The organism is Cytobacillus oceanisediminis (assembly GCF_007830235.1).
GTDB lineage: Bacteria > Bacillota > Bacilli > Bacillales > Cytobacillaceae > Cytobacillus > Cytobacillus oceanisediminis.
On the sequence record NZ_VLKI01000001.1, the window covers coordinates 577,315 to 596,013 of the forward strand.

An 18,699-nucleotide genomic window follows, 5' to 3' on the forward strand; every position below is an offset into this window, starting at 1 on the left:
TTGATAACTGATTGATAAATTTTGTGAATCATAATTATTGTACGGTAATACTCAGTGTTACAGTTCAGATTGTCATGAATCTAATTGGCAGCTTTTTTCCATTCATTGTAAGAGAATGTGCGAAGTTTCCTTGGAATGAAACTGCGAATTTCTTCCTCGTTATAGCCAACCTGTAATCTTTTTTCATCCTGGATAATGGGCCGGCGCAACATTTGCGGGTTTTCTATTATTAATTTATACAACTCTTGGAGCGGCAAAGACTCAATACTTACGTTTAACTCCTGAAAAGCTTTTGACTTGGTTGAGATTATCTCATCTGTTCCATTTTCCGTCAGGCGAAGAATAGATTTTAGCTCATCCACTGTAAGCGGGTCTGTTATTATGTTTCTTTCAATATAATCAATTTGATGTTCCTCCAGCCAGGCCCTTGCTTTTCGGCAGGATCCGCAACTAGATGTTATATACAAGTTCACCATACTACTTACACTCCTTAAAGTTTTTTCTTTTATGCATATGAAAACAGAATGCTGAATGTTCATCCTAACAACTTATAATGTAATAAAAAATATTACAGTTAAGATAAAAAAATGTAGATTTAAGTCAATTACAAAAATGTTATAAATCAAGATTTCTGAGTTTATACTGTAATATTAATATTTACAGTTATTTAAGTCAATATATTTTTTATGAATTATGGTGTCATTCCATTCAACAATCAAGGTGAAGAAGATTAAAATAAGATGCTCATAGTAAAAACAGACACTTATCTTTTACAGATAAGCCCACGTTTGTTTAAAAAAATCCTAAGTATTCAGTGTCCAGTTCAATCTCTTCGACTGCTTTATCGTAATGGACTTTATATGCCTTAGCGTTGGGTCTTGAGGTTACTATTTTACTAATCTCTTCTTCTATATAATGAATAGCAACTCCATCATCTGCAGCTAATCCAGGTTTTATTTTATTAGAAGCCAAAAGTTCATGATAAGAAGGTCTTCTATCCGTTTCACCATCGTAATGAGGGCAATTACTTCCTTTTAAAAAACCTAAGCACTTTAATGGTTCGAGTTTATCGCCATAGGAATCCGTAACCCCTTCTTCAAACCAGCAAATGGAACCTGCACTGATGCCTGCCAACACTATTCCTTGTTCCCATGCCTTTTTCATGATCTTATCTAATCCCCATTCTTTCCATAAAGCTAATAAATTCTTTGTATTTCCACCACCCACATAAATGATATCTTTTTCTAATACAAATCCCTCTAAATCTCTTGTAGGCGGTTTAAATAATGATAGATGTGAAGGCTGGCTCTTTTGTTTTTCAAAAAAGTCATAAAACCATTTTATACATATATCTGAATCTCCAGTTGCAGTAGGAACATAACAGATTTTGGGGTTTGGTTTACGTGACTGATTTAAGATATATAGATCTAATAAAGGATTCTCTGGTTCCATAGAGAATCCCCCGCCTCCAAGAGCAATTATTTGCCGCATATTCCCAATTCCTTTCTAATTTATGATTGATCATTATTCTACTTAAGTTATGATGGTTCCTTTTAAGTTATGAAGGTTCTTTCTTCAACTAAACTACTTGAGTTTAATAAAAACCTTCAAACAAAAAATGGTCTTATTGGATCAGCACACCCTAATACTTTAAATACAATTCCCAGCTCACATTTGTTAATTTACACCGAAGATCAATAAAAAAGGTATCAAAATCATTGCGATTTGATACCCTTTTTGCTAGGAGATATTTTGTTTTGGATTCTAACACCGAGCCAGTTATTGTACTTCTAAAAGCCTTGTAATTTGTTCCTTATTGGGCAATGCAGAAATGGCCCCTTTTCCTGTCGCAGTTAAAGCACCGCTCGCATTTGCAAATTGAAGGATTTCGCTATGCTGCTCTGTCAGAACATTTATTAAACTGCCCGGAGTCGCTTTGGCTTCAAGCAGTTTAAACAAAAACCCGCCGATAAACGCATCACCAGCACCCGTAGTGTCCTGGACATCTACCGTGTATCCTGATGATTCCCATTTATTGTCCTTGATGTAAAGATCCGCACCTGCAGCACCTTTCGTGTAAACGACAGTCTGAACATCTCCGGTAAATAAAGAAGCAATAGCCTCCTCTACCCTGCTGATTCCCGTAATGAATTCCAGTTCTTCATCCGAAACCTTAACGATATGTGCGTCTGGCAGGAATTCAAGAATGGCAGCCCTGCAATCCGCGGGATTATCCCATAGCGGGAGTCTGACATTGGGATCAAAGCTAATGAGGCCACCCTTTTCCTTCATTAATTCAACTGCTCTTTTATGGGCCAGTTTCATCGGGCTTTCCACGAGGTCGACAGAGCAGAAATGAAGGATATCTCCTTCACTAAACCAGTCTGGATGAATCTCTTCCTCCTCAAAAAGCAGGTCTGAAGATGGTTTGCGGTAAAAAGAGAAATCCCGCTCCCCGTTTTCTTTTAGGGAAACAAAGGCTAGCCCTGTATTTGCTTCTTTTGTGCGAAAGATTTTATCTGTTTCCACGCCAGCATTTTGAAGCTGTTCGATTAAAAAATCGCCGAATGCATCCTTACCAAGCTTGGTAATCATAGATGCTTCGTGTCCATACATTGCCACAGCTGCCGCAACATTTGCCGGTGCCCCTCCTGGAGCGCGTTCAAACGTAACAACATCCTTTAACGCGGCCCCCTTTTGCTGAGGGATAAAATCTATTAATACTTCACCGATTGAGTATAGTTTTGTCATCTTCTCACCCTTAACGTGTAATTCCATTGTTTAGCTCATGCTTTGTATAGCTGCAGCTTATTACTCCATCGCTAAAAATTTTGATTCCTTTTGAATCTTTCTTAGGGAATACTCTTACTGTGAACGCTACTTCGCCATCATTAATAAAAATCTCGGCAATGCTATGATCGACAAACACTTGCACCTTAACATTGTCTTCAATTTTAAGCTCGGAGCTTCTAACGAAACCATATTCCCCGCCAAAAGCCGACTCGAATTTTTCCCGGTTCAAACTTACTGTTTGTTTAACACGGTCAAACTCAAGCAAAAGCCCTTCTGTTTCAGATGAAAACAATTCAATCCCAAACTTGTTGGCTTCCACTGAGTCAATAACAAACTCAAATTCATGCTGCCCGATCCCCTGATCAATAACCTTGTTTCCTTCTGCCATTGCAGCCTCGCTAGTTTGCGAGTTTTCCCGAAGCTGCTTTAACGCGTCTGCAGGCCTTTGAACCAGCTTGCCCTCCACAATATCAAGCTCCCTCGGGATCGATAGGCAATGCGCCCAATCTTCCTTGTCACTTGGGTAATCGATTTCACCCATACCAGCCCAGGCAATTAATAGGCGCTCATTGTTTTTTCCTGCAAAGGATTGCGGGGCATAGAAGTCAAAGCCTTTTTCCAGCTCCTGATAATGTTCAACTTCAAACTTTAAAGCATCGATATCCAGCTTTCCCATTACATAGATGGCATTATAAAGATTATGGTAATCATGCCCCTTTGCATTTAATCCTTGTGGCGAGAAGACCATCACATCTTTGCCATTCAGTTCAAAGTAATCTGGGCACTCCAGCATATATACGGATTCAGGAAAACCAATCTGTATATCCAGTTCGCCTTTGAATGACCATTCGATTGCATTCTCTGATTCGTAAACAATAATAGCTCCCGTTAACTCCGTTCGCTGCGCACCCAAAAGCATATAGTAGCGGCCGTTCTTTTCAAACACCTTTGGATCCCGGACATGACCGGTGTATCCCGCTGGTACACCTTCAATAACCGGGTTTTTTTCATATTTTTGAATGTTCCCATCCTTTTCCATTATGGCCAGGCACTGGTTCGCAGATCTTTCCTCTGCACTGAATTTAACATTGCCTGTGTAATACAAGTATAGCTTTCCATCGACTTCAAGAGAAGCGCCAGAGTACACGCCATGGGATTCATAATCCTCAACCGGGACAAGTGCAACCGGCAGCCGCTCCCAATTGACAAGATCAGCTGATTTCACATGGGCCCAGTGCTTCATCCCGTGCATCGCACTAAACGGGTACCACTGATAAAAGACATGGAACTCCCCATTAAAATAAGCAAGTCCGTTTGGATCATTGATCAGTCCATACTGAGGATGAATATGAAAAGCCGGTTTCCAGTCAGAGTGTATCGATTTTTCTCTAAGTTCTTCTAACTCATTTTCCTTCGCTTCAAATATCGTTCTATATTTAGCTTCTGTATATCTTGCCATAGTATGGATCCTCTCCCGCAAAAATAGAGATGAGAGGAATTTCTACCTCCCATTCTATTAATCTAAGTTTGGCTTTTTCACTTTAAAGTAAACTATTGTTAAAATCGCTCCGACAGCCAGCGCCAACACATTCGCCATTACATAATGAAGATGCCCGCTGCCCTGTGCCGCGACAATCGCAAATCCAGGGATGGCAGTTGCGCCAAATCCAAGCGCTTTGATTCCAGTAAGGTATACATAAGCTCCCCCAATGGCGCCCCCGATGCATCCCATGATGAGGGGGAACCTATATTTCACGTTAACACCAAAGAGTGCCGGTTCAGAAATTCCGAACAAAGTAGAACCAAATGCTGAAATGCCAATTTGTTTTGCTTTATCATTTTTCCATAGAGCCAGAGTATAACCAAGTACAGCACCACCCTGTCCCATCAACGCAACAGACATAAGCGGCATGATAAAGTTAGACCCTGTATCTGCTATCAGCTGGGCTTCTACTGCCCCAATGACATGGTGAAGACCTGTAATAACAATCACCTGCTGAATGCCTGCGAACAGCATGAAACCGACAATGCCAAGATTTTCAACGGACCACATGAGTCCTGAAATGATGCCATCCGACAGTAAACGTCCAAATGGTCCAATGGCAGAGAATAATAGAAAACCAGAAATAACGATAGTTAAAAATGGTGCCAGGAAAAGCTTTATTATATCCGGTACTTTTCTGCTGAAAAACTGGTCAAGCTTCGCTACGACAAGACCCATCAATAGTGCAATGATAATACCGCCCTGGAAAGCAACAAGTGAAACCTTTAAGCCAAACAAGCTGATTACTTCAGGTTCAACCGTTCCATTTCCAACCAAATAAGCGTTTGCAAGATCGGGGTGAAGCATGATCGCACCCAGTACTAAACCGAGAACCGGGTTGCCACCGAAACGTTTGGTAGCTGAATACACAACAAGTAATGGCAGAATCGTAAAGATACCCGTAGACATGATGGAAATAAAGCGGTTAAAGCCTGCGATAGCAGGATACATTTCTACAACTGACTGTGACCCGAATATTCCCTCCTGACTAAGAAGACCCGTCACACCCATTAAAAGTGCCGCAGCCAGAAGCCCTGGAATAATTTCAACAAACACATCGGAAAGCGCCTTGATTCCTCTATGGAATGCATTTTGCTTCTGGGCAGATTGCTGTTTTACATCGCCAAGTGACATTCCGGAAATTCCTGCTTCCTCAGTAAATACTGCATAAACATCGTTAACCGTTCCCGCTCCAAAAATAATTTGCAGCTGGTCACCGGCTACAAACGACCCTTTAACATAATCAAGCTGGCCAATCGCCTTGGTGTCAGCCAGTGAATGGTCTTTAAGTACTAATCGCAGCCTTGTCGCACAATGGGCTGCCCCCTGCAGATTTTCTTTACCGCCTATTAATCTTATTATCTCTTTGACTGTAGGCAGGTATTTGGACTTTATATTTGAATTAGCCATCTCTCTAATTCCTCCCCTTAGCTTCTTCGGAACCGGTTCCGTTTTTGATTAAAAAATAACTATTGGTTCCTCTTTAAGTTTTCACCGTTGAATTGGAACCGGTTCCTAAAATGTTTAAAAAAATAAACGCTCGTTCCTGCCAAGTTATGTTTCTTGAACAGGAACCGGTTCCATAAATTCATTCTAATACAGCTTTTAAGTTTCCACAACCCTTTTTTGAAAACGTTATCAGCTTTTTAAACTTTTAACGCTCTCTCCTTCGACAAATTCAAAGCCTGATACCTGCAGCTCCGGCACTCCATAGCCTTCCGTCATTTTGATAATAGTCTCAGCAGCCATCACACCGGTAGCTTCATTCTTGAATCTTATTGTCGTAAGAGCCGGATGGATGACTTCCGAAATATTGTATCCGCCAAAGCCGGTAAGTGAAAAATCATCAGGGACTTTTTTGCCTAATTTCGAAATAGTCTTCATGGCACCAAACGCAATCGTATCGGTCGCGCAAATAATTGCTGTCGGAGTAAAATTTTCAAGCATATCATTCGTAACCTTGGCTGCATCATGCAAATCAAACTCGGATATATATGTTTTAATATCGGAAACGCCTGCTTCTGCCAGCCCATCCAAAATTCCTTGTTTACGGCGCTGTCCAACCGCAATATCACTTTCTGTTACGCCAATATAAGCGACTGACAGATGCCCTTTGCCCACGATGTATTGGCCCATTTTATACCCGGCTTGGTAATCATCATTGATGATGCAGTTGCACTGATCCACTTCCTGGGCAACAATCAGGACAGGAATCTGAATCGAATTAATGGTCTCAATATGCTTTTCAGTAACACCAGTAGCAATCAGAATAATGCCATCTACCTTTTGCCGTGACAGACTGATCAAGCTTTCAATTTCGCGTTCAACATGTTTGCTTGTACTAATGATCAGTGTGGTATAATCCCGTTTCCTCAACTCTTCATCAATCGCCATCAGCACCGTCGAGGTCACATACGAATCCAGAGTAGGCGCAATCACCCCAATAAAATTCGTCTTCTTCGCTTTCAGGCTCTGGGCAAAAGAATTTGGCTCATAATTCGTTTCCGCGATTACCTTGCGGATCTTCTCTTTCGTCTTTTCACTCACATTGCCGCCATTCAAGTACCTCGAAACCGTACTCTTTGCGACACCTGCTAGCTCGGCAATATCTTTAATCGTAATATTCATACCTCGTTCACCTATCATTTTGGAATGATTTCATTATATATGATTGGCAGGATTGATAAAAGAAGGCAGAAACGACTGTTTAGGTCTAAAAACTTTTGCGAATCCAGTTGGAACACCTTTGTTTCGTAAAGTCATCCTGGTTAGATCTTCATCAATTTTTTCCCAGTATAAATGGTTTCCATCGGGAAGGGTCCATTTATTCAGTTCATTTAATAATCGTTCTTTAAATATTCGCTCCCTAAACTCTTGTGTATTTTCATGGAAGACTTTATAATCTATAATAATAAAATCATATTGGATTACTTGGAATTAAAAGCCTGAATTGTCTCTCTTTTAAAAATCATCATTTAAACAACCATGAAAAGAGGTTTTTTATTTGTTAACTTACATTGCAATTGGTGTTTCCCTTTTCTTCGCCATGAACATAGGTGCAAGCGGAACGGCAGCCTCCATGGGGGCACCATACGGGGCTGGTGCAATTAAAAGTAAACAGTTTGCACTTTTGTTAGTTGCAGCTTCAGCCTTTTTGGGTGCTTTTTTAGGCGGCGGAGAAGTAGTTAAAACGATCGGAGAAGGATTAATCCCGACTGATTTACTGGATGCCCAAATTGTAGTCATTATTTTATTAGGAGCAACTTTAACCCTTTTCATTGCAAACATTATTGGAATTCCTTTATCCACCAGTGAAGTAACAGTAGGATCAATCATAGGGGTTGGAGCTGCTTTTCAGGCTATATACACTGATACTTTATTTGTGATTATCGCTTTCTGGATCATCATACCGATTAGTTCATTTCTGATTACATACGGGTTAGGCTACCTGATCAAGTATTCAGAGAACCGGTGGACTGGCCTTACAGGAAATGGCCCATGGACAAAATGGCTCTCCCTATTACTGGTTATTGGCGGCTGTTTGGAGGCTTTTTCTGCGGGTATGAATAATGTTGCCAATGCCATCGGCCCTCTTGTAGGCGCCAACATGATTTCAGCAGGAAATGGCCTTTTGATCGGTGCCCTATTTGTTTCCTTAGGAGCCTTGCTTTTAGGAAGCAGGGTATTAGAAACAAACGGAAAAAAGATAACCAAACTTTCATTACTGCAGGGAAGCGCTGTATCTTTTACTGGGGGTACATTGGTGATTATTGCTTCCATTTTCGGTCTTCCAATCCCCCTTACCCAGGTAACAACCTGTGGAATCCTGGGGGTTGGAGCTGCTAAAGATGGGTTTTCCATTTTACAAAAAAGTGTGATTAAGCGAATTGCTTTAGTTTGGGTCATCTCCCCTTTAGCTTCCCTTATTGTTTCCTATCTATTAATCAACTTATTTAGCAAATTTGATATCTATAACGTTCTAATAGTGGGCAGTGCGATCATTGTAGCAGTTGGGAGCCTTGTTTTATCCAGAATTGAGAGAAATGAGAAAAGAAGCTACTATGATGCAGGCGGGGGAATTTAAGACTACTTAAAATAGTATGTTAGAAATACAAGGTCTGCATTTCGCTCTTCCAGTTTTTTAACTTCATAACAGCTATTTATTACATTGAATGAACATAACCTTAAATCGGAAGAAAAAGATGATGGATTCATTTTATATATGCTATACCACCGCTATTCTTTTTCTTCCATTGGGTAACTTTTAGACTATATTTTTCTCAGTTAACTTCTTGCTCGGTGCAAACCAGCCGATTAGGGCAATACCAACCAATATTCCATAGAAGACCAATGTCCAAGCTGTACTATGGGGAAAATCATGATCTAAGATACCAATATCCTCATGTGCAAGTGTAATCACAGCAAGTTTGACACCAACCCAGGCAACAATGGCATATGCCGTTGTTTCCAATGCTGGACGTTTATTAAGAAGTTGCACAAACCAGGTTGCCGCAAATTTAATTAAGACAAGACCAGCAATTCCTCCAAGTAAAACAACAATAAACTGTCCTCCATCCATCCCCCCAAAGTCTTCAAGTGGTGAATCTGGAAGACCAAGGGCAAGAGCAACAGCAGCGAGAATGGAATCAATGGCAAAAGCGAGATCTGCTAAAGCAATTTTCCCTACTGTAGGCCAGAATCCTTTCCCAGCGGATTCCTCTTCAACTTCCTTTTGGATATTCTCATTTTCTTTTCCAAACCGGGCTTGAATGATATGCTTTAAACCCAGGTATAGAAGATAAGCTGCTCCTATCGCCTGTATCTGCCAAACGTTTGCAATAAAAGAAATGGCAAATAGCGCAGCAAATCGGAAAGCGAATGCCATGATAATTCCGTAAGTTATAGCTCTTTTTTTCTGATCTTCGGGTAAATGCTTGGCTATAACTGCCAGAACAAGGGCATTGTCAGCCGACAACAAACCTTCTAGTCCTATTAAGATTAACAATGCCCAAGCATACTCCAGCCAAAGTGACTCCATACACCTCTCCCCTATCTAAAAAAACTTTAAAGGTTTCACTAACATTAGAATTGCCAAATAAGTTACAAGAAATCCTAGATAATATGGCTTTAATTATTTTTATAGCTCCCTTCATCTACACTTTTTTCTTATAATAATTTCTTTGGTTCTACAAATTTAAAATAACAAGTACTTGAATTTTTGTACTGAGCTACTTTCACTGGTAATCCATTGCCTATATCAATAGCTTATCCTGGTTGATAAAAAACTTTTTATAACTTTGGAACCTGTTAACAATTTTTTAAGTGACCTTTTATTTAGTAGGCTCTGTTAAATTTGCCTGTTGATTTCCGCTGCAGGCACTCCCTTTCCGCGGGCGGTCCGGGAGCCTCCTCGTCGCTTTGCTCCTGCGGGGTCTCCCTTTGATCCGCACTCCCGCAGGAGTCTCGTGCCTTCCGCTCCAATCAACAGGGTGCTAAAAAACAACAATAAGCTTTTACAGAGCCATTTAGTAAAAAGAAAAAAAGGGCTACCTCAGCAGCCCTCAACAAAATCGACTTCTATAATTTTTCCCCATTTGTTGCAATTACATCTTTATACCAGAAGAACGACTTCTTCTTTTTCCGTTCCATTGTTCCACTGCCATCGTCATGTTTATCAACATAAATATAACCATAGCGTTTTGAGAACTCCCCTGTTGACATACTTACCATATCAATACAGCCCCAGCTTGTATAGCCCATTAAATCAACACCATCTTCAATGGCTTCACCCATGGCCTTAATATGTTCGCGAAGATAATCAATTCGATATTCATCATGAATCGATCCATCTTCTTCTACTTTGTCATAGGCTCCCAGCCCATTTTCTACAACAAATAGCGGTTTTTGGTAACGGTCATATAATTTGTTTAAACTAATGCGCAGGCCTTCAGGGTCGATTTCCCATCCCCAGTCGCTTGTTTCCAGGAAAGGATTTCTTACGCCGCCAATGATATTGCCTTCTGCCCCTTCCGCACCTGTCTTTACTTTCTTCTCAGTGCGGGACATGTAATAACTGAAGCCAATATAATCAACAGTGTTCTCCTTTATTAATTCGAAATCGCGTTCTTGAATTTCCAATTCAATATCATGTTCTTTGAAGTATCTCTTAATGAAAGCTGGATACTCCCCACGTACTTGTACATCTGCACAATAATAGTTGAAAAGCTGTTCTTCCTGAAGGGCATACATGACATTCTCAGGATTACTATCAAAGGAATAGACAGGTGCAAAAAGAATCATGCAGCCAATTTTCGAATCAGGGATGGTCTCATGGCATGCTTTAACCGCGATGGAACTTGCAACAAATTGATGATGGTACGCCTGAAAGGTTGGCTGGTATTTGTCCTCTTCTTTTTGATATGAAAAGCCAAGCCCTTGAATCGGCATCACCAAGCCGCTATTGATCTCATTAAAAGTCATCCAGTACTTTACTTTATCCCTATAGCGATTGAAAATAGCTTTTACATATCTCTCGAAAAAAGTGACCACTTGGCGGTTTCTCCAGCCGCCATATTCTTTTACTAAATGCAGCGGCATTTCATAATGGGAAATGGTTACGACTGGTTCAATTCCTTGCTTGTGCAATTCTTCAAACACACGATCGTAGAAAGCCAAACCTTCTTCATTTGCCTCTAACTCATTGCCATTTGGGAAAATACGCGTCCAGGCAATCGACATACGGAACGCCTTGAAACCCATTTCCGCAAACAATGCAATATCTTCTTTATATCGATGAAAAAAATCAATCGCTTCATGATTTGGATAGTAATATTGATCACGATGGATTTCAAAATCAAAACCTGGATTCATTAAAATGTTATACCGTTCTTTTCCGCCTGGAAGAACATCTGCAATATTTAGCCCTTTATTGCCTTCATTGAATCCGCCCTCTATTTGATTGGCTGCCGTCGCCCCGCCCCATAAAAAACCTTGGGGGAATTGATATTTATTCATTTGATTACCTCCAAATATTATTCCATCATTAATATTTGTTTTTCGTGTTATTTTTAAATCTCTCTTCCCTATAAAATTCGAAATAAGATTATAAAAGCATTTTAACTGCATTTAGCAGGATAGTAAATGAACGAAGTGCATCTAGTATTTAATAACGGAAAAAAGGGATTTGTTACATATGTGTAACACTTTGTTTCTCATTAATTCGTTGTGTTAAAATGTGGATACTCATTTTTTTAGGCTACAATACTTTTTTTACTGAAGGAGAATCTAGATCAATGTTCACAAACGACATAATCGCATCTTTTAATGAATTAGAAACTTCTTTGTACAACTACATTTCTCAAAACAGTGAAAAAGTGCCTTATATGCGAATCCGTGAACTTGCAGATGAAACCCATGTATCAACAGCTACCATTTTACGTTTTTGCAGGAAGCTGGATTGTGAAGGTTTTTCTGAATTTAAAGTAAAGCTTAAAATGTATTTACAAGAGAATAAAAAGACGATCATTAAAAGTTCCCAACAATCAATTGTCGAATTTTTTGATCGAACTCTTAAAGGTAATTTAGAGGAAAAAATTAGGGAGGCTGCAAATCTCGTTATTAAAGCAGATACCGTTATTTTTATTGGGATCGGCAGCTCTGGTATCCTCGCTGAATATGGGGCAAGATATTTCTCTAGCTTAGGTAAATTCTCGCTGTATATTAAAGATCCTCACTTCCCGATCCACTCTAAACTCCGGAATAATAGCGTAACCATTGCTTTATCTGTCTCAGGAGAAAATAATTTTACGGTCACTCATCTGAACCAACTTAAACAAGAAGGTAGTAAAATCGTTAGTATTACTAATAATAAACTCTCAACTATTGCCAAAATCTCTGATGTAAACATCGCCTATTATGTAACAGAGGAATTTTTTGAAGAATCCAATGTTACTACACAAGTACCTGTTGTTTATATTTTAGAAACGATGGCAAGGGAAATCCATAAGCTTCATGAATAAGAAGAATTCATCATAAGGAAAGGCTGTTTTCGTATATTTTGTTGCTAACTGAGGAGAGGTTGATTTCCGCTCCAGGATGCTCAGCGAACCGCGGGGAGGGCGGTGAACCTCCTCGGTGTGCCGCACCTGCGGGGTCTCACCTGTCCCGCTCCTCCCGCAGGACATTGAATAAGCTTCCTTGAATAACACCGCACGAAGAAAATGCGAATGCATTTTCGCGGGATTAGCACCTTTCGCTCCAATCAACCAACCTTGTTTATCTCACAGAACCTATTCAAAAACAACAATCTTTTAGAAAAGAGCTTAAGGAAAAGAGACTTGGATAAAGCTTTTATAAAAATTAAATTAATTACTTCGATCAATCAGAAAAGAAATGCCAAAGGAAAACAGAACAACCAATGCTTATTATGGACTTACCTTAATAAGCTTTTTTAGTTTATAAGCAAGTTGGACCGCTTAATATACTACCCTGAGCACAAAATGGAATACAGAAGACAAGAAATCATTCTTCGGGATTCTCTGCTGGACATCCTTCCTCCCCTGGCGTATACTAGCCATATTTATGTAAAAGATTAGCAGTTTTACAGAAAGAAAGGTGTTTGTATTGTTTCATAATCCAACAGGAAAAGAACGGCTTGCCCTGGCTTTTCTCCTCAGTATGCTCGGAATTCTGGGGCCATTCAATATTGATATGTATTTGCCGAGCTTTCCGGATATTTCGGAGGATTTGAGTGCGCGTGCCTCACTTGTTCAACTGAGTTTAACGGCGTGTCTGATCGGGCTTGCCGTTGGACAGGTTATCGTCGGGCCGCTTAGTGACGCCCATGGAAGAAGAAAGCCTCTTTTAATTGGAATTTCTCTTTTTGCACTATCCTCCCTTTTATGTGCGATTGCACCAAATATCACAACCTTTATTGCTGCCCGCTTTTTGCAGGGCTTAACCGCTTCAGCCGGGATTGTCCTCTCTCGTGCAGTTGTTCGCGATGTGTTCAGCGGAAAAGAACTGACGAAATTTTTCGCGCTCCTGATGGTTATCAATGCCACAGCTCCCATGATTGCGCCAATGACAGGAGGAGCACTTCTGCTTCTGCCGTTTGCCAGCTGGGAAACTATATTTTATTTTCTATGTGTGCTTGGGGTTTTTATTACGATCGTGATCTACTTGCGTTTAAAAGAAACCCTTCCGCCAGAAAAACGGGTTCCAAGCTCGATCGGGAATTCACTTAGGAGTATGGGGGGCTTATTCAAGGACCGTTCTTTCATTGGCTATGCTTTAATTGTAGGTTTTATTCACGGTGGAAGCTTTGCTTATGTTTCCGGAACGCCCTTTGTCTATCAGGGGATTTATGGGGTTTCGCCACAGGTATTTAGCATTCTTTTTGGCATTAATGGCTTGGCCATTATTACGGGGAGCTTTCTTATCGGCCGATTTGCGGGAATTATCCCGGAAAGGAGCCTGCTTCGAACAGCGGTCTGTATCGCTGTTAGTGCCACCTCTGTACTTTTGGTTATGACGATTATCAAGGGACCGCTATTCATGCTTGTCATCCCCATCTTCATTTACATGACTTCCATGGGGATGATCATTACAAGCTCATTTACATTGGCTATGAAAAATCAGGGACATCGTGCTGGAAGTGCAAGCGCAGTGATCGGAATGCTGCCTTTAGTGCTCGGTTCTGCTGTCTCCCCTCTTGTCAGCATTGATGAAACAACTGCTGTCCCAATGGGAACCATTTTATTTATCACTTCCTTTATTGGCTTCATCGCCTTTTTCACGTTGACAAAGGAAAAAACTAAAAGAAACAGAACAAACTTGAATTTGCATGCGGAGGGGTGACCCCACTGCTGAAGCCTTTTTCAACAAGCCCAAAAGTAATTAAACCAGTAATAGGAGTGCCATTTCGCACTCCTATTTTACTTCATACCCTTCATCATTGATGGTTTCTTTTATTTTGTCTAAAGTAATTTTAGAGGAGTTATATTCAACATCGACTATCCCGCTATCCAGATGAACTTTAACATTTGAAACCCCCACCAGCTCGCCAGCACTGCCCTCAATTGCTTTAATACAATGTTCACATGACATTCCTTCTACATTCAAAGTGACCTTTTCCATCCCTAAACAACTCCTCTATTTTTTCATTAATTTTTGTACAGTAATGAGCACCTCATCTAATACATCCATATCCCCTTCTTGAAGACGATCCACAACACATCCCTTTAAATGCCCCTCTAAAAGAATTTTTGCCACACTATTTAAAGCCGATTGAGTAGCAGAGATTTGTGTAATGACATCATCACAGTAAGTGTCTTTTGCAATTAAACCTTTTATGCCGCGAACTTGGCCTTCTATTCGGTTTAATCGTATAACTAGGTTGTTCTTTACCTTCTCGGAATGGTGACTTTTTCTCTCGCTTCCGCTGGCACAGCAGTTTTCTTCTTCGAGGAGCAACTCATTCTTCTTCACTTCAGAGACCATTTCGTTTCCCCTTTCTTAAGAAGTCTTTTCTAATAGTTCAGTATGACAATGGCAAGATACTGAATGTCCTTTGTCCACATCCTCTAACTCGGGTACTTGTGTATGGCATGCTGCTTCTTTGTGAGGACACCTGGCAACAAACGGGCAGCCTTTTTCCTCTTTGGTGGAATCGACCTCCCCATCCAGTATCAGCTTCTCCCTATTTTTAATAAAATAATTTAAATCTTTTACCACAGCAACAAGCGCTTTGGTGTAGGGATGTGACGGATGCTGAATAATTTTTTTCGTAGGACCTATTTCTACGATTTTACCTTGATACATGACGGCAATTCGATCACACATATAACTGGCTGTAGATAGATCATGCGTAATAAACATCATTGTAAGTCCCATTTTCTTTCTTAAATCCAGCAGCAGGTTCAGGATTCCAGCTCTTACTGATACATCAAGCATGGACGTAGGTTCATCTGCCGCAATAAATGAAGGTTTTAATATTATAGCTCGCGCAATGGCAATTCTCTGTCTTTGCCCGCCGCTTAACTGATGCGGGTATCGATTAATAAAGTCTTCAGCGGGTTTTAGCTCAATAGCCTCAATGGCTTCTATGACTTTTCGATACTTAGTTTCGTAGGGCAAATCCTTTTCATGAGCGTTGATCGGCTCCATTAAAATATCATGTATTCTCATACCGGGGTTTAATGTATCGTATGGGTCTTGAAATATCATTTGCATCTTTTTTCTGATTTTGTTAGTCTCTGATTCTTTTAGATTGCAAAGATTAACTCCTTCAAAGGATATTTCTCCTTCAGTTTCTTTCATAAGCCGCATGACCATTCTGGCAGTTGTCGTTTTGCCACATCCGCTTTCCCCAATAATTCCAAGTATTTCGCCTTGCTTGACTTCAAAATTGACATTATTGACAGCATAAACCTCCGTTTTTTTTCTTTTTAAAAAAGTTCCCGACTTTTTTATGAAGGTTTTTTTCAAATTTCTCACTTTTAAAAGGATGCTTTTATCCATGGTTTCCTTCCTCCTCTAAAAAGCAGGCTACGTAATGTCCTTTTTTGATTTCTTTAAATTCCGGATTTTCCTGCCGGCATTTGTCATAAGCATAGGGGCATCTTGTATGAAAACGGCAGGAATGTGGAAAATCCACCAAATTAGGGACGCTGCCTGGTATAGAAACCACTTCCTTCTCTGGATTGCTTAAATCAGGAGAAGCATTTAAAAGTGCTTGAGAATATGGATGTCTGGGATTTTTTAAAATATCTTCAGTGGAAGCCCATTCTACGATGTTGCCTGCATACATAATGGCTATCTTATCGCATATGGCTGTAACCATCGGCAAATCATGAGAGATCAGGATGACGGATAGGTCCATTTTCTTTTGAAGGCTTTTGATTAAGGCAATTACCTGTGCCTGCGTTAAAACATCCAATCCCGTTGTGGATTCATCTGATATAACCAATTTGGGATTGCATGCCAAAGCCATAGCAATGGCGACCCTTTGTTTCATTCCTCCGCTGAATTCATGAGGATAGCTCCTCCACCGCTCACCATCTATACCCACTAATTCGAGAAGGGTTTTCGTGCGCTGAAGTGCTTCCCGTTTGCTTACATTCTCATGCAGCAAAATGGATTCCATAATTTGATCTCCTATTGTGAAAATAGGATTCAACGCGTTCATTGCACTTTGGGGTATAACCGAAATCTCTTTCCATCTCATGGATGAAAGTTCTTTTTCAGAAGCCTTTATGAGATCTCTTCCATTTAATAGGACACGCCCCGACACCACTTTTCCAGGATATTCTATTAACCTTAAAATGGATTGAGCAACTGTTGTTTTTCCACATCCTGACTCACCTATTAAACCGAGCATTTCCCCTTTATTGAGTGAAAATGATACATTCTCTACTGCCTTTGCAATGCCTTTATCCGTTTTAAAGTAGGTAGAAAGGTTTTCCACTGACAACACTGTGTTCATAAATTAGCGCTCCTTTCGTAATCGGGGATTCAGAATCTCTTCAAGTGAATAACCTGTAAAAGCGAATCCTATTACCAGTGTTGTAATTAGCAATCCTGGCGGCAAAACCCACCAGATCCACGCATCAGTTAAAAACGCTCCTCTGGCCTGAGCATAATATAGAATGGTCCCCCAGCTTTTTGTAAACGGATCTCCAAGACCTAAAAAACTTAATGAAGCTTCGATTAAAATGGAATGACTTGCCGCTAATACAAATTGGGAAAGTGCTATGGGAATAACCCCAGGCAAAATATGACGGCCTAATATGACTGTAATATTTGTACCGATAGACTTTGCAGCCTCAACATATCCTTTTGTTTTTAATGTTAAAACCTGAGATCTTATTACCCTTGCTGGACTCGCCCATGAAATAAGGCTAATAACCAAAACAATGTTCCAAAAACTTGGGCCGATAAACGCAGCCAATAAAATCATGAGAGGCAGAAATGGAATAACCAGCACTAAGTCTACCAATCTCATTAAAAATGCATCTGTTTTTCCGCCATAGTAACCGGAAATAATCCCTACAAGACAGCCAAGAAGAATCGATATAAAAGCCGCAATAACTCCTATTAACAAAGAAATTCTGGTCCCATATAGCAATTCGCTTAATATATCCTGTCCAACATCATTCGTACCAAGTAAAAATTGGCTGTTAGGCTTCATAAAAGGATCCCCAACTCGGGCTGATGGATCAAATGGAGCAAGGATTGGCGCTAAAAGGGCAATCAGCAAAAAGATCACTAAAAGAATTAAACCAAACAAGCCGATATTATTAGATGTGAGAACTTGCCAATATTTCTTCCACTTCTGATTAACCATTGCGGCTTCCCACCTTTGGATCAAGTAAAGGATAAATTAAATCTGCCAGAAAGTTAGCAATGACTACACTAAAGGTGATAATTAGGAATGTAGCTTGGATAAGAGGGTAATCTCTGCTTAATACTGATTCAAACATAAGACGGCCTACACCTGGATAGGCAAATACGGTTTCTATAACAGTTGCACCGCCCAAAGTAAATCCCAAACTAAGCATAAATACAGTAGCCACAGGGAGAAGTGCATTTCTCATAGCATGCTTATATTTAATAACCTTTTCTTTTACACCCTTTGCTTTAGCCATCATAATATAATCTTCTCCGAGCACGTTCAGCATAGAATACCGCATAATCATAAATGTACTTGTAACAGAAATCAAAATAAGGGTAGCCAATGGGAGGATAAGATGTTTTCCAATATCTATTAACCGGTCCATTCCCGTATAGTTGGACCATGCACTTTCTGCTCCAAACACTGGCAGCCATCCTAATTGAGCTGAAAAGATAGACACCAGGATCATGCCAACCCAAAAAGAAGGCATGGCACTTAAAAACATAAAGACAGTTAGAAGGTTGGCATCTGTTCTGGTGCCCCTGCGCCATGCTGAGATTGCACCAAACATGACACCGATAACGGTTGAGAGTACAAGCCCCAGACCTGTAAGAAGCATTGTCCATGGGAGTCTCTCCATCAAGAGTTCTGAGATAGGTCGTTTTTGCTGATAAGAATATCCAAAATCACCAGTGAAAATATTCTTTATATATGCTCCATACTGCTCCAAGATGGAATCATTTAGGCCATATTTATCTAATATAGCTTCTTTTTCTGCACTGGACATAAATCCCACATCTTCTCCTGCTAAGAAAACCAATGGATTTCCTGGCATAAGACGGGGCAATAGAAAATTCAATGTCAGCATAAGAAAAATAACAATTAAATATTGCAAAAGCTTGCCAGCAATAAATTTCCCCAACTTTTTCACCTCCAAATATGTAAATTCCATTAAAAAGATTTTTCCCGT

The 18,699-nt window shown here is 40.1% G+C and carries 17 protein-coding genes; 3 read left to right on the top strand and 14 right to left on the bottom strand.

The window, feature by feature from the left end; translation table 11 throughout:
- Positions 1–80 precede the first annotated feature (80 nt).
- From spxA to IQ19_RS02815, 6 genes are all read right to left on the bottom strand, one after another.
- Positions 81–476: a transcriptional regulator SpxA gene (spxA, locus tag IQ19_RS02790; RefSeq protein ID WP_144539612.1), complete on the bottom strand. Its 396-nt coding sequence runs from the start codon at positions 474–476 to the stop codon at positions 81–83.
- A 316-nt stretch (positions 477–792) separates the two neighbouring features.
- Complete coding sequence (locus IQ19_RS02795) at positions 793–1,491, bottom strand: Type 1 glutamine amidotransferase-like domain-containing protein (RefSeq protein ID WP_144539614.1); 699 nt, start codon at positions 1,489–1,491, stop codon at positions 793–795.
- A 288-nt stretch (positions 1,492–1,779) separates the two neighbouring features.
- Entirely contained in the window at positions 1,780–2,751 is a 972-nt protein-coding gene (locus IQ19_RS02800) for a carbohydrate kinase family protein (RefSeq protein ID WP_144539616.1), read from the bottom strand.
- Positions 2,752–2,761: 10 nt separating this feature from the next.
- The gene (locus IQ19_RS02805; RefSeq protein WP_144539617.1) at positions 2,762–4,252 is read right to left on the bottom strand and encodes a glycoside hydrolase family 32 protein; all 1,491 of its coding nucleotides are present in this window, start codon (positions 4,250–4,252) and stop codon (positions 2,762–2,764) included.
- 57 nt (positions 4,253–4,309) lie between these two features.
- Positions 4,310–5,746: a PTS transporter subunit EIIC gene (locus IQ19_RS02810; RefSeq protein WP_144539619.1), complete on the bottom strand. Its 1,437-nt coding sequence runs from the start codon at positions 5,744–5,746 to the stop codon at positions 4,310–4,312.
- Between the two features lie 228 nt (positions 5,747–5,974).
- Positions 5,975–6,964 (bottom strand): LacI family DNA-binding transcriptional regulator, encoded by a 990-nt coding sequence (locus IQ19_RS02815; protein WP_144539621.1) that lies wholly within the window; start codon positions 6,962–6,964, stop codon positions 5,975–5,977.
- Between the two features lie 376 nt (positions 6,965–7,340).
- Here IQ19_RS02815 and IQ19_RS02820 point away from each other — a divergent pair, with 376 nt between their 5' ends.
- On the top strand, positions 7,341–8,420 hold the full coding sequence (locus IQ19_RS02820; protein WP_277875253.1) for an inorganic phosphate transporter: 1,080 nt from the start codon (positions 7,341–7,343) through the stop codon (positions 8,418–8,420).
- Positions 8,421–8,600: 180 nt separating this feature from the next.
- Here the strand turns inward: IQ19_RS02820 and IQ19_RS02825 are convergent, their stop codons facing one another.
- Together IQ19_RS02825 and IQ19_RS02830 are read right to left on the bottom strand one after the other, a co-directional pair.
- Positions 8,601–9,374 carry a TerC family protein gene (locus IQ19_RS02825; RefSeq protein WP_144539623.1) on the bottom strand — a complete coding sequence of 258 codons (774 nt, stop codon included), beginning with the start codon at positions 9,372–9,374 and terminating at the stop codon, positions 8,601–8,603.
- A gap of 539 nt (positions 9,375–9,913) precedes the next feature.
- Positions 9,914–11,350: a glycoside hydrolase family 1 protein gene (locus IQ19_RS02830; protein ID WP_144539625.1), complete on the bottom strand. Its 1,437-nt coding sequence runs from the start codon at positions 11,348–11,350 to the stop codon at positions 9,914–9,916.
- Between the two features lie 278 nt (positions 11,351–11,628).
- Between IQ19_RS02830 and IQ19_RS02835 the strand changes: the two genes are divergently transcribed.
- Both IQ19_RS02835 and IQ19_RS02840 read left to right on the top strand, forming a co-directional pair.
- Positions 11,629–12,354: a MurR/RpiR family transcriptional regulator gene (locus IQ19_RS02835; RefSeq protein WP_144539627.1), complete on the top strand. Its 726-nt coding sequence runs from the start codon at positions 11,629–11,631 to the stop codon at positions 12,352–12,354.
- A 604-nt stretch (positions 12,355–12,958) separates the two neighbouring features.
- Complete coding sequence (locus IQ19_RS02840) at positions 12,959–14,194, top strand: Bcr/CflA family efflux MFS transporter (RefSeq protein WP_144539629.1); 1,236 nt, start codon at positions 12,959–12,961, stop codon at positions 14,192–14,194.
- A gap of 72 nt (positions 14,195–14,266) precedes the next feature.
- On the opposite strand, the gene copZ is transcribed toward IQ19_RS02840, so the two are convergent.
- From copZ to IQ19_RS02870, 6 genes are read right to left on the bottom strand one after another with little or no spacing between them, the layout of a single operon-like run.
- Positions 14,267–14,473 (bottom strand): copper chaperone CopZ, encoded by a 207-nt coding sequence (gene copZ, locus IQ19_RS02845; protein WP_144539631.1) that lies wholly within the window; start codon positions 14,471–14,473, stop codon positions 14,267–14,269.
- Positions 14,474–14,488: 15 nt separating this feature from the next.
- The gene (locus IQ19_RS02850; protein ID WP_144539633.1) at positions 14,489–14,836 is read right to left on the bottom strand and encodes a metal-sensitive transcriptional regulator; all 348 of its coding nucleotides are present in this window, start codon (positions 14,834–14,836) and stop codon (positions 14,489–14,491) included.
- A 15-nt stretch (positions 14,837–14,851) separates the two neighbouring features.
- Positions 14,852–15,856, bottom strand: coding sequence for an ABC transporter ATP-binding protein (locus IQ19_RS02855; protein ID WP_144539635.1), 1,005 nt, complete (start codon positions 15,854–15,856; stop codon positions 14,852–14,854).
- Positions 15,849–16,820, bottom strand: coding sequence for an ABC transporter ATP-binding protein (locus IQ19_RS02860; RefSeq protein ID WP_144539637.1), 972 nt, complete (start codon positions 16,818–16,820; stop codon positions 15,849–15,851). The genes IQ19_RS02855 and IQ19_RS02860 overlap by 8 nt, the downstream gene beginning before the upstream one ends.
- 3 nt (positions 16,821–16,823) lie before the next feature.
- On the bottom strand, positions 16,824–17,681 hold the full coding sequence (locus IQ19_RS02865; protein WP_144539639.1) for an ABC transporter permease: 858 nt from the start codon (positions 17,679–17,681) through the stop codon (positions 16,824–16,826).
- The gene (locus tag IQ19_RS02870) at positions 17,674–18,651 is read right to left on the bottom strand and encodes an ABC transporter permease (RefSeq protein ID WP_144539641.1); all 978 of its coding nucleotides are present in this window, start codon (positions 18,649–18,651) and stop codon (positions 17,674–17,676) included. The genes IQ19_RS02865 and IQ19_RS02870 overlap by 8 nt, the downstream gene beginning before the upstream one ends.
- Between the last annotated feature and the right edge of the window lie 48 nt (positions 18,652–18,699).

Coding starts and splice junctions, on each gene's coding strand:
- spxA (WP_144539612.1), bottom strand. CDS start 476: ATGGTGAACTTGTATATAACATCTAGTTGCGGATCCTGCCGAAAAGCA.
- IQ19_RS02795 (WP_144539614.1), bottom strand. CDS start 1,491: ATGCGGCAAATAATTGCTCTTGGAGGCGGGGGATTCTCTATGGAACCA.
- IQ19_RS02800 (WP_144539616.1), bottom strand. CDS start 2,751: ATGACAAAACTATACTCAATCGGTGAAGTATTAATAGATTTTATCCCT.
- IQ19_RS02805 (WP_144539617.1), bottom strand. CDS start 4,252: ATGGCAAGATATACAGAAGCTAAATATAGAACGATATTTGAAGCGAAG.
- IQ19_RS02810 (WP_144539619.1), bottom strand. CDS start 5,746: ATGGCTAATTCAAATATAAAGTCCAAATACCTGCCTACAGTCAAAGAG.
- IQ19_RS02815 (WP_144539621.1), bottom strand. CDS start 6,964: ATGAATATTACGATTAAAGATATTGCCGAGCTAGCAGGTGTCGCAAAG.
- IQ19_RS02825 (WP_144539623.1), bottom strand. CDS start 9,374: ATGGAGTCACTTTGGCTGGAGTATGCTTGGGCATTGTTAATCTTAATA.
- IQ19_RS02830 (WP_144539625.1), bottom strand. CDS start 11,350: ATGAATAAATATCAATTCCCCCAAGGTTTTTTATGGGGCGGGGCGACG.
- IQ19_RS02835 (WP_144539627.1), top strand. CDS start 11,629: ATGTTCACAAACGACATAATCGCATCTTTTAATGAATTAGAAACTTCT.
- copZ (WP_144539631.1), bottom strand. CDS start 14,473: ATGGAAAAGGTCACTTTGAATGTAGAAGGAATGTCATGTGAACATTGT.
- IQ19_RS02850 (WP_144539633.1), bottom strand. CDS start 14,836: ATGGTCTCTGAAGTGAAGAAGAATGAGTTGCTCCTCGAAGAAGAAAAC.
- IQ19_RS02855 (WP_144539635.1), bottom strand. CDS start 15,856: ATGGATAAAAGCATCCTTTTAAAAGTGAGAAATTTGAAAAAAACCTTC.
- IQ19_RS02860 (WP_144539637.1), bottom strand. CDS start 16,820: ATGAACACAGTGTTGTCAGTGGAAAACCTTTCTACCTACTTTAAAACG.
- IQ19_RS02865 (WP_144539639.1), bottom strand. CDS start 17,681: ATGGTTAATCAGAAGTGGAAGAAATATTGGCAAGTTCTCACATCTAAT.